Annotated in this window: 9 protein-coding genes; 1 reads left to right on the forward strand and 8 read right to left on the reverse strand. The window is 53.8% G+C overall.

Annotated elements, in window-relative coordinates; translation table 11 throughout:
• The 3 genes from gntT to gntX form a co-directional block, all read right to left on the reverse strand.
• Positions 1–1,299 (reverse strand): gluconate transporter (gene gntT / locus FDW87_RS13725; RefSeq protein ID WP_137379854.1); only part of this gene is annotated, 1,299 nt, incomplete at its 3' end.
• 379 nt (positions 1,300–1,678) lie between these two features.
• Positions 1,679–2,254, reverse strand: a complete 576-nt coding sequence (nfuA, locus tag FDW87_RS13730; protein WP_003023509.1) for a Fe-S biogenesis protein NfuA — start codon at positions 2,252–2,254, stop codon at positions 1,679–1,681.
• 58 nt (positions 2,255–2,312) lie between these two features.
• Positions 2,313–2,996: a DNA utilization protein GntX gene (gene gntX, locus FDW87_RS13735; RefSeq protein WP_137366908.1), complete on the reverse strand. Its 684-nt coding sequence runs from the start codon at positions 2,994–2,996 to the stop codon at positions 2,313–2,315.
• A gap of 37 nt (positions 2,997–3,033) precedes the next feature.
• On the opposite strand from gntX, the gene bioH reads away from it, so the two are divergent.
• A complete protein-coding gene (gene bioH / locus FDW87_RS13740) occupies positions 3,034–3,804 on the forward strand; it encodes a pimeloyl-ACP methyl ester esterase BioH (RefSeq protein ID WP_016154806.1) in 771 nt (256 codons plus the stop codon).
• 44 nt (positions 3,805–3,848) lie between these two features.
• Here bioH and FDW87_RS13745 read toward each other — a convergent pair whose 3' ends face one another.
• From FDW87_RS13745 to FDW87_RS22600, 5 genes are all read right to left on the reverse strand, one after another.
• A complete protein-coding gene (locus FDW87_RS13745) occupies positions 3,849–4,799 on the reverse strand; it encodes an Rpn family recombination-promoting nuclease/putative transposase (RefSeq protein WP_137379838.1) in 951 nt (316 codons plus the stop codon).
• A gap of 236 nt (positions 4,800–5,035) precedes the next feature.
• Positions 5,036–5,272: a [Fe-S]-dependent transcriptional repressor FeoC gene (feoC, locus tag FDW87_RS13750; protein WP_003023516.1), complete on the reverse strand. Its 237-nt coding sequence runs from the start codon at positions 5,270–5,272 to the stop codon at positions 5,036–5,038.
• Positions 5,273–5,283: 11 nt separating this feature from the next.
• A complete protein-coding gene (gene feoB, locus FDW87_RS13755) occupies positions 5,284–7,602 on the reverse strand; it encodes a Fe(2+) transporter permease subunit FeoB (protein ID WP_016157644.1) in 2,319 nt (772 codons plus the stop codon).
• An 18-nt stretch (positions 7,603–7,620) separates the two neighbouring features.
• A complete protein-coding gene (gene feoA, locus FDW87_RS13760) occupies positions 7,621–7,848 on the reverse strand; it encodes a ferrous iron transporter A (protein WP_003023519.1) in 228 nt (75 codons plus the stop codon).
• A gap of 432 nt (positions 7,849–8,280) precedes the next feature.
• On the reverse strand, positions 8,281–9,520 hold a 1,240-nt coding region (locus FDW87_RS22600), incomplete at its 5' end, for a helix-hairpin-helix domain-containing protein (protein WP_252363171.1).

The raw sequence follows: 9,520 nt of genomic DNA on the forward strand, positions 1-9,520 counted from the left end.
CAGCAGACACCCTACCAGACCGCAGACGGAGATAATGGTTTCCAGCATTGACCATGACTTGATGGTTTCACCGATGGTCAAGTTGAAGTACTCCTTGAACAACCAGAAGCCTGGATCGTTCACGTGGGAGAAAATGACGGAACCGGAACCAACCGCAATAACCATTAGTTCAGGGCTTACGCCGGTCGTTGCAATCAGCGGTGCCACAATCCCACCAGCGGTGATCGCTGCAACGGTTGCGGAGCCCAGTGCGATACGCAGTACCGCAGCGATAGACCATGCCATCAGCAGCGGAGAAACGTTTGAACCGTGCATCATTGACGCGATGTACTTGTCCACGCCGCTATCCACCAGGACCTGTTTGAAGGCACCGCCACCACCAATGATCAACAGCATCATCGCGATGATTTTGATGGAGGACACCAGCGTGTCGTTGATCTGATCCATCGAACGTCCACGGTTCAGACCAAAAGTGAACATTGCAATCAGCACCGCGATAAGCGTTGCCATAACCGGGTCACCCAGGAATTCTGCCACCGTCAGGAAAGCGTGGCCTTTTGGCAGAATCATCTCCGCCACGGCGCGCATCGCCATCAGGATAACCGGTACCAGAGAGGTCCAGACGCTGACCCCAAAGCCAGGCATCTCTTCTTCAGTAAACGTTTTCGCGCTGTACAGACCTTCCGGGATTGGCTTATCGATGCCTTTCAGGAAGCGAGCGTACACCGGACCGGCGAGAATAACGGTCGGGATTGCCAGAATCGTACCAAACAGCAGGGTTTTACCCATATCTGCATGGAAAATGGTGGCAATAGCGGTCGGACCTGGGTGCGGCGGCAGGAAGCCGTGAGTTACGGACAGCGCAGCAGCCATCGGCACGCCAACATACAGCAGCGGGATGTTGGCAGCAGCGGCGATGGTGAACACCAGCGGCAGCATCAGCACGAAGCCGACTTCGTAGAACAGGGCAAAACCGACGGTGAAGCCGGTTAATACCACCGCCCACTGAATATGTTTTTTGCCGAATTTAGCAATCAGGGTGGTTGCGATGCGCTGTGCGCCGCCGCAGTCCGCCAGCATTTTGCCCAGCATGGCGCCAAAACCCATAATCAGGGCGAGGCTGCCAAGGGTTCCGCCGACACCGGCTTTAATCGAACCGATGACTTTATCCAGTGGCATCCCTTGCATCAATCCGACAGCAAGCGCCACCAGGACGAGAGCGATGAAACCGTTCATTTTGAAACGGATCATCAGGAGGAGTAACAAGATTACACCGATAGCAACGATGACTAATGGCATGATTTACCTGGCCTTTACTTTGTTATGGGTAACGTCAGTGTTTAGATGACAAATTCCGATTGTCCCGACCGGGAACAGAGCATTCTCAGCACCAATGCTGGTTGCCTTCAAAACTAATCAGTTTAGCTGGCTGTTATGTGTGTGTTAGGTGCTGATGCGAATGATACGGGTAACATACGGCGCTTGAAAATCACCTGGGCAGGCAAAATTTAAATTATGAGAGGCTGGTCAAATTATGAGGGGGATTGTTGCAGGAAATATGCGGAGAAATGCAAGGTTGTAGGCCGGATAACGCGATTACGCTGCCATCCGGCATCAATGCCCGATGGCGGCGCGGATGCGTCTTAACGGGCCTACGGAGATTCTACAGGTTGAGGCGTTAGTAGTAAGAGTGCTCGCCGCGCTGGTGTTCGGTTAAATCGCGAACGCCTTTCAGTTCAGGGAATTCAGCCAGTAGCTGTTTCTCGATACCTTCTTTCAGCGTTACATCCACCATTGAACAGCCGTTACATCCGCCGCCAAACTGCAGAATAGCGTAGCCTTCATCGGTGATTTCCATCAGAGAGACGCGACCACCGTGACCTGCCAGCTGTGGGTTGATCTGCGATTGCAGCATGTACTCCACGCGTTCCATCAGCGGCGCATCATCGGCAACTTTACGCATTTTGGCGTTTGGTGCTTTCAGGGTCAGCTGGGAGCCTAACTGGTCGGTAACGAAATCGATTTCTGCATCTTCCAGATACGGTGCGCTCAGTTCATCAACATATGCGGTCAGCAGGTCAAATTTAATGGCGGTGTCGGTTGCTTCCACGGCGTCCGGCGGACAATAAGAAACGCCGCATTCAGCGTTAGGCGTGCCGGGATTAATCACAAATACGCGGATTTGTGTCCCTTCTTCCTGATTTGCCAGCAGTTTGGCAAAGTGCGCTTGTGCAGCATCGGAAATATGGATCATAGTAATGGCCTAATAGTTGACTATTTTACTTGGTTATAATACGCCCATCATCGAGGCTCTACAAGGTTCGACACAGGCACCATACCTGGACAGTCGCCGCGCCGTTGCGTAAAAGCAGCTGCGCGATTTCCGCGACGGTACTTCCGGTAGTGACGACATCATCCACAATGACCATATGGAGTCCCTGCACTGGCAATTCAAGGCGAAAGGCGTTTTTCAGGTTACGTTTACGTAATCGGGCGCTGAGATGGTGCTGTGTGGCGGTTGCCCGAACCCGCGTGATGGCCCGGCTGTCCCAGTCGCAGCCTAGCCAGCGTGCCAGGGGACGACACAGTAAGTCGCTCTGATTAAACCCTCTGCGCCAGTGCCGGCGTTGCCAGAGCGGGACGCTGACGAGCCTGTCCGGCAGAGGAAGACCGCTGACGCGCCGGGCCTGTAATACCTCCAGCAACAACAAGCGTGAAAGAGCGGGGGCCATTTCGCCACGTCGGGAAAACTTGAGCTGGTGGATAAGCCCGCTCAATGGCGGAGCATAGTCGCTGACGGTAACCAGTCGCTGCCACGGCGGTGGTTTTTGCAGACAGCGCCCGCAGGGAACGACGGTATGCGCGGTAGGGAGTCCACATTGAGGGCACCGGCTGACGTGCTGATGCGTTGCCCGTGTGCAGACTGAACAGATCCCCCAATGCCCTAACGTCAGGGGCATTCGGCATAGCCAGCACAATCCCGGTACTGTTAGCATAGAAGCATCCTTTCAGGCTAAAAGAGAACAATAACTGATGAATGACATCTGGTGGCAGACCCAGGGTTCGGGAAATTGCCATCTTGTGCTGCTGCACGGATGGGGACTGAATGCGCAAGTGTGGCATTGCATAAGCGAGGAACTGAGTTCGCATTTCACGCTGCATCTTGTCGACTTACCGGGATTTGGTCGCAGCCAGGGGTTCGGCGCAATGTCGCTGGAAGAGATGGCTGAGCGGGTAGTAAAACAGGCACCGGAGAAAGCCATCTGGCTCGGCTGGAGTCTGGGCGGGCTGGTCGCAAGCCAGGTGGCGTTAACCCATCCTGAACGTGTTCAGGCGCTGGTGACCGTGGCGTCTTCCCCTTGCTTTAGCGCGCGTGACGAGTGGCCGGGTATCAAGCCAGAAGTGCTGGCAGGTTTCCAGCAGCAGTTGAGCGAAGATTTCCAGCGTACGGTGGAACGTTTTCTGGCGTTGCAGACGATGGGCACGGACACCGCGCGTCAGGATGCGCGAGCACTGAAGAAAACAGTTCTGGCGTTACCCATGCCGAATGTCGAGGTGCTCAATGGCGGACTGGAGATCCTGAAAACGGTCGATCTGCGTGAGCCTCTGTGCGCTGTGGACATGCCTTTTCTGCGGTTGTACGGCTATCTCGATGGACTGGTTCCGCGCAAAGTGGTCCCAATGCTCGATGCCCTGTGGCCGCATAGCGAGTCGTTGATATTTGCTAAAGCGGCGCATGCACCGTTTATCTCGCATCCTGCAGAGTTCTGTGCAGCGCTGGTGGCGTTAAAAAAACGCCTATAAATCTGTTGTGTTGCCCGGTAGAGCCACGCTTACCGGGCTTGAGATTAATGGCTGCGCGTAGCCAGATCCTCAGCGGTCAGGCCGGTAATTCTGAAGATGGTCAGCGGATCGATACCATCAGCCTGCAGGGTTGATGCAATACGTAAAGCTTCCTCTCGTTTACCTTGTTGCAAGCCCGTTTGTAACCCCTCTTGTAACCCTTTCATATGGCCTTCCTGAAGACCATTAAGATGCCCTTCTTGTCGTAATCTTTCGGCGATAGTCATCAACTTTTCCTTATGTTGGGGTAAACGTTCGGCGACCTCATGAAGAAACTCGGTAAAATGTGCGGTGTCCCCGACCTGCATTAGATAATTAAACAAGGCTTTCAACTGGCTGTCATTAGCGTGTCCTTTAATAATCAGGATGGCCAGTTTTTCTACCAGCCCCATCAAATCGCGTTTACGAATATGTTTTTGGATGAGTTCCAACAGCGCTATCCGGCGATGCTGCATGATCTCGTCATCGGGAACAACGGTGATATCGATCAGTGGAAACGCTGCGGTATAAAGTTGTCTGGCGGCCTTTGGGTCGTCAAATTCGTCCAGCCAGCAGAGTGAGTAGGGGTATGGGCTTGCCGCGCCATGATAAAAAAGCATGGGTATCACCAGCGGAAGTTTCTTGTGACCTGCAGCCAAATGACGATGCATGACCGCAATGGCATAACGCATCAGCCGAAATGCCATATGGGCATCGGCGGTGCTCTGATGCTCAATGATGGTGTAAATATAGCCATCGCCTTCGCGGGTTTTTAATGACCACAGCACATCGGAATAGTACGCGCGCAAATCGTCCTCAATAAAGCTGCCCGATTCCAGTTGTAGCGTGTTCAGATCGCACAGTTTTTGCAAAGAGGCTGGAAGATGGAGCCGAAGAAAGTCGCGTGCGGTAGCAGGGTGGTTTAAGAACGTTTTAAAAATCGCGTCATGCGGCGTAGCAGTCGTGTCAGTATTCATGGCGATCCGTCACCTGAGAAACAAGATGACGAGACTCTACTTCCCTGGTCGCCAGTAATCATCCACGAGTTGATAACGATGCGCGCCAGGCTGGAGGATAGATCTGCTTTGCTGAAACAGAGACATCTTTGTGGAATCCATTACGCAAAAAGCCGGATATCAGCATAAACGCTTTATCCGGCCAGGACGTTTGCAGTCATTTTTAGACCGGAAGCGTAGCGCCATCCGGCATCGAACTAGCGCAAAGCCCACCACTCGCGCAGGCAGGCTTTACCTTCCGGACAACTCTTGCAGCTTCCGGAAAGACACCCGTCGGCATCTTCCTGAATCCGCACCGCTTTGCCCATCTTTTCTAACTGATTCAGCATGGCGTCAATCATGGGCTGCGGGGTGTGCAGCGTATGGCTAATTTGAGTTGCCTCCATGCGTCCCCGCAAAGCCAATAAATCACGAACCTGAATAAGCGATGCCATTGTCGATAACCTTAGTGGCAGTCGCCAGTGGTGCTGGAACAGCAGGAGCTTGCCGTCCTGTTGGTCGCCAGCAGTGCGAGATCCACGCGACTGCGAGCTCGACGCAGCAGGCCCAGCAACACAATGTTAAACAGGATGACAGCTAAAATGCACACCAGGCTGTAGGTCGGGTGCTCTTTGTAGCTGACCGCCTGATAAAACAGCGTCGACAGAGAGTAGGCGATGTTCAGGCCCCACAGAATCGAGAAGCTCATCCAGCCACGGCTGGATTCACGTGCAATAGCGCCCATTACCGAAATACACGGCACATACAGCAGCACGAAAATCAGGTAGCTGTAAGCGGCGGCAGCGCTGCCAAATTTTTCGCCCATCACGCCCATTGCACCCGTAGCCATTTCACCGTCGCCCTTGCTGGCTTCAATAGGGTTAGCCAGTACGCTCAGGCTGAAGGTGTCTTTCAGGCTTTGCCAGGTCTCATCTACCGCGCCGAGCAGCTCGTCACCGAGGTGGAAATCTGCCGGGTTGAACTCTTCTTCCTGAATGTTTTCTGCGGTATAGAGCGTGTTCAGCGTACCGACAACCACTTCTTTCGCCATCGCGCCGGTGAACAGACCTACGGTTGCCTGCCAGTTATCTTCGTGAACGCCAATCGGCTTGAAGACCGGCGTGATTACGCGGCTGACGGAAGCCAGAGCAGAGTCGTTGATGTTGTCGACGATTTTTCCGCTCAGCGAGAAACTGTTAAACGCGCTGAGGAAAATGCTGACGATGATGATGACTTTACCCGCACGCAGAACGAAGCCTTTCAGGCGTTGCCAGGTCTGAATAATCAGACTCTTAATGTGCGGCACGTGGTACACCGGCAGCTCCATCACGAACGGCGTTGCTTCGCCACGCATGATGGTGTGTTTGAGCATCAGGCCGGTCAATACCGCCATAACGATGCCCAGTACGTACAGTGAGAAGACCGCCAGCGCACCGTTCTGACCAAAGAACGCAGCGGCAAAGACGGCGAAAATCGCCAGGCGAGCGCCACAAGACATAAATGGCGCCATCATGATGGTCATCAGACGTTCACGCGGGGCGTCCAGCGTACGTGCGCCCATCACGGACGGTACGTTACAGCCAAAGCCGACGATCAGCGGGACAAACGATTTGCCCGGCAGTCCCAGCGCCTGCATCAGACGGTCCATTACAAACGCGGCGCGCGCCATGTAACCGGAGTCTTCAAGGAAGGAGAGGAACAGGTACATCATGCCGATTTGCGGTACCAGTGGCAGCACGGTGTTAATCCCGCCGCCAAGACCTTGTGCCAAAAAGATAGTGAGCCAGTCCGGGAAGTGCAGCGTGTAGCCAATCCACTGAATCCCATGGATAAAGAGCGCTACGGAGCCGACGTCAAACAACGGTTGCAGCGCGCCGCCAATGTTGATGGCGAGCAGGAACATCAGGTACATCACGAACAGGAAAATCGGCAGCCCGAGGAAGCGGTTGAGGACGATTTTATCTACTGCGGTGGTGAAGCGGCTCGGCTCTGCCGTCAGGGTGTTGCTGACGGTATCGCAGATAGCGGCAATGCACTGATAGCGCGCATCGGCGATATGCAGTGCCGGATCGTCCATTGTCTCGCTCAGACGTGCAATGGCGGCATCAAGGTTTTGCGCGGCATCACCCGCGTAGGCCCGGCTGTAGATATCGCCTTCCAGCATCTGCAGGCCCAGCCAGCGGCGCTGTTTTAACGGCATATCTTTGGCCATCGCATCGGCGAGGGAATCCGCTTCCTGCAGCAGCGGCTGGGCATAATGAACCAGCTCGACGGTGTCGTTTTCTTTGTAGCGATCGATAGCCAGCTTTAGCGCTTCAATGCCGCGGGCGCGGGTGGATACCAGCGGAACCACCGGGCAACCAAGGCGAGCGGAGAGGGCATCGATATCGATACGGATTTGCTGCTTCTCGGCAATATCCAGCATATTCAACGCGACGATGCAGGGGATGCCCAGCTCAAGCAGTTGCAACGTCAGGTAGAGGTTGCGTTCAAGGTTTGAAGCATCGACCACGTTGATCAAGAGATCCGCGTCGCCGCTTAAAATATAGTGACAGGCGATCTGCTCATCGAGAGAGGTCTGGGATGAGATTGTCGTCAGAGAATAGGTGCCGGGTAAATCAACCAGCGTGACCTGGTGGTCCGTCGTTGCGAAATGACCTTCTTTACGCTCAACGGTAACGCCTGCCCAGTTGCCTACACGCTGGCGTGCGCCGGTAAGCTGGTTGAATAAAGTTGTCTTGCCGGAATTAGGATTGCCAATTAAACCAATGGTTAGTTTTTTCATTTTTATAGACTCACTGTATTAACAGGAAACCGCTTCCACTTCTAATAACGCCAGATCTTTCTTACGCAATACCAGACTTACGCGACGCGTTTCGATATGGATAGGATCGCCGAGTGGGGCGACGCGTACCACGTTGAAAGAGGAGCCGGGTAGCATGCCAAGTGACAACAGTTTCTGACGATAAGCCGGGCTGATTTCACGGGCAAAACCGGTAATTTTCCACGCACTGTCAGGAGTGAATTGCATAGGGACCTACTTATATCTCGCTAACTGGATGATTACCTCATGGGGCGGCAAGGCGGCATGAGGCCAGATGATTAGCCAACGTAAGGAAAGAGTAAATAATCAACAGATCAATGATAATGAGAATGGTTTCTATCATCAATAGAATAAATGTGACGGAATGTACAATTGGATAATAATTTGCGCCAATTTTGATATTCCTCAATATTTATTCTGGTTGAGAACGAATGATTCGCGGAAATAATTAGTGAAGATCTTAATGTTTAATTAAGGTTTCATCTGTTAATGAAGTGATAAATATATGGCGGTAGAAAGCGGGAAATAGACTAAATATGCCGGATGGCGACGCTCACGCGTGTTATCCGGCTTACAAATTAATTGCAACAAGTTAGCCGGATAAGGAGGTTACACCCCCCATCCGGCACAAAAGTCACACTAGCGTTTTTTACCCATTGCCGCCGCCAGCGCATCCATCATGGCGCTGTTACCCGCAGGCTGTGCGTCACGACCACGAGGTTTCGCGGCTTTTGGCGCCGGGCGATTGCTTTGAGTGCGATCGTTATTCCCGCCGCCGCGACGCGCATTGGTTTCACCCGGCTGCTCGTCCAGACGCATGGTCAGTGCGATACGCTTACGTTGTAGGTCAACTTCCAGCACTTTCACTTTCACAATGTCGCCCGCTTTCACCACGGTGTGTGGATCTTCGACGAACTTATTCGACAATGAAGAGATATGCACCAGACCATCCTGATGAACGCCAATATCAACAAACGCGCCGAAGTTCGTGACGTTAGTGACTGCCCCTTCCAGAATCATTCCCGGCAGCAGATCGTTCATGGTTTCTACGCCATCAGCAAACTGCGCGGTTTTAAATTCAGGACGCGGGTCGCGGCCCGGTTTTTCCAGCTCTTTGATGATGTCGGTGACGGTCGGCACCCCGAAGCGTTCGTCGGTAAAATCGGCTGCTTTCAGATTGCGCAGTTCGTTGCTGTTGCCCATCAGGTCACGCAGCGATTGTTCGGTTGCGGCCAGAATGCGTTCCACAATCGGATAAGCTTCCGGGTGAACGGTAGAAGCATCCAGTGGGTTATCGCCATGGTTGATACGCAGGAAGCCCGCGCATTGTTCAAAGGCTTTTGGCCCCAGGCGGCTAACTTTTAGCAGTTGCTGACGGTTCTGAAACTGACCGTTCTCATCGCGCCAGGCGACGATGTTTTGCGCCATCATGCGCGTCAGGCCGGCAACGCGGGTCAGCAGCGGCACGGAAGCGGTATTCAGATCGACGCCGACGGCGTTCACGCAGTCTTCCACCACCGCATCCAGCTTGCGCGCCAGTTGCGTCTGGCTAACATCGTGCTGATACTGGCCCACGCCGATAGATTTCGGATCGATTTTCACCAGCTCCGCCAACGGATCCTGCAAACGACGGGCGATAGACACCGCGCCACGCAGCGAAACATCGAGATCCGGGAACTCCAGCGCCGCCAGCTCGGAAGCAGAGTAAACCGATGCCCCGGCTTCGCTGACGATCACCTTCTGCGCGGTCACTTTCGGGAATTGTTTCTGCACGTCGAGGAAGAAACGCTCGGTTTCGCGCGACGCCGTACCGTTACCAATCGCGACCAGCTCAACGTTGTATTTTTCACACAACGCCGCCACGGCAACGGCGGCTTTG

Origin of the sequence: Citrobacter sp. wls826 (assembly GCF_005281245.1) — a bacterium.
GTDB classification, from domain to species: domain Bacteria; phylum Pseudomonadota; class Gammaproteobacteria; order Enterobacterales; family Enterobacteriaceae; genus Citrobacter; species Citrobacter braakii.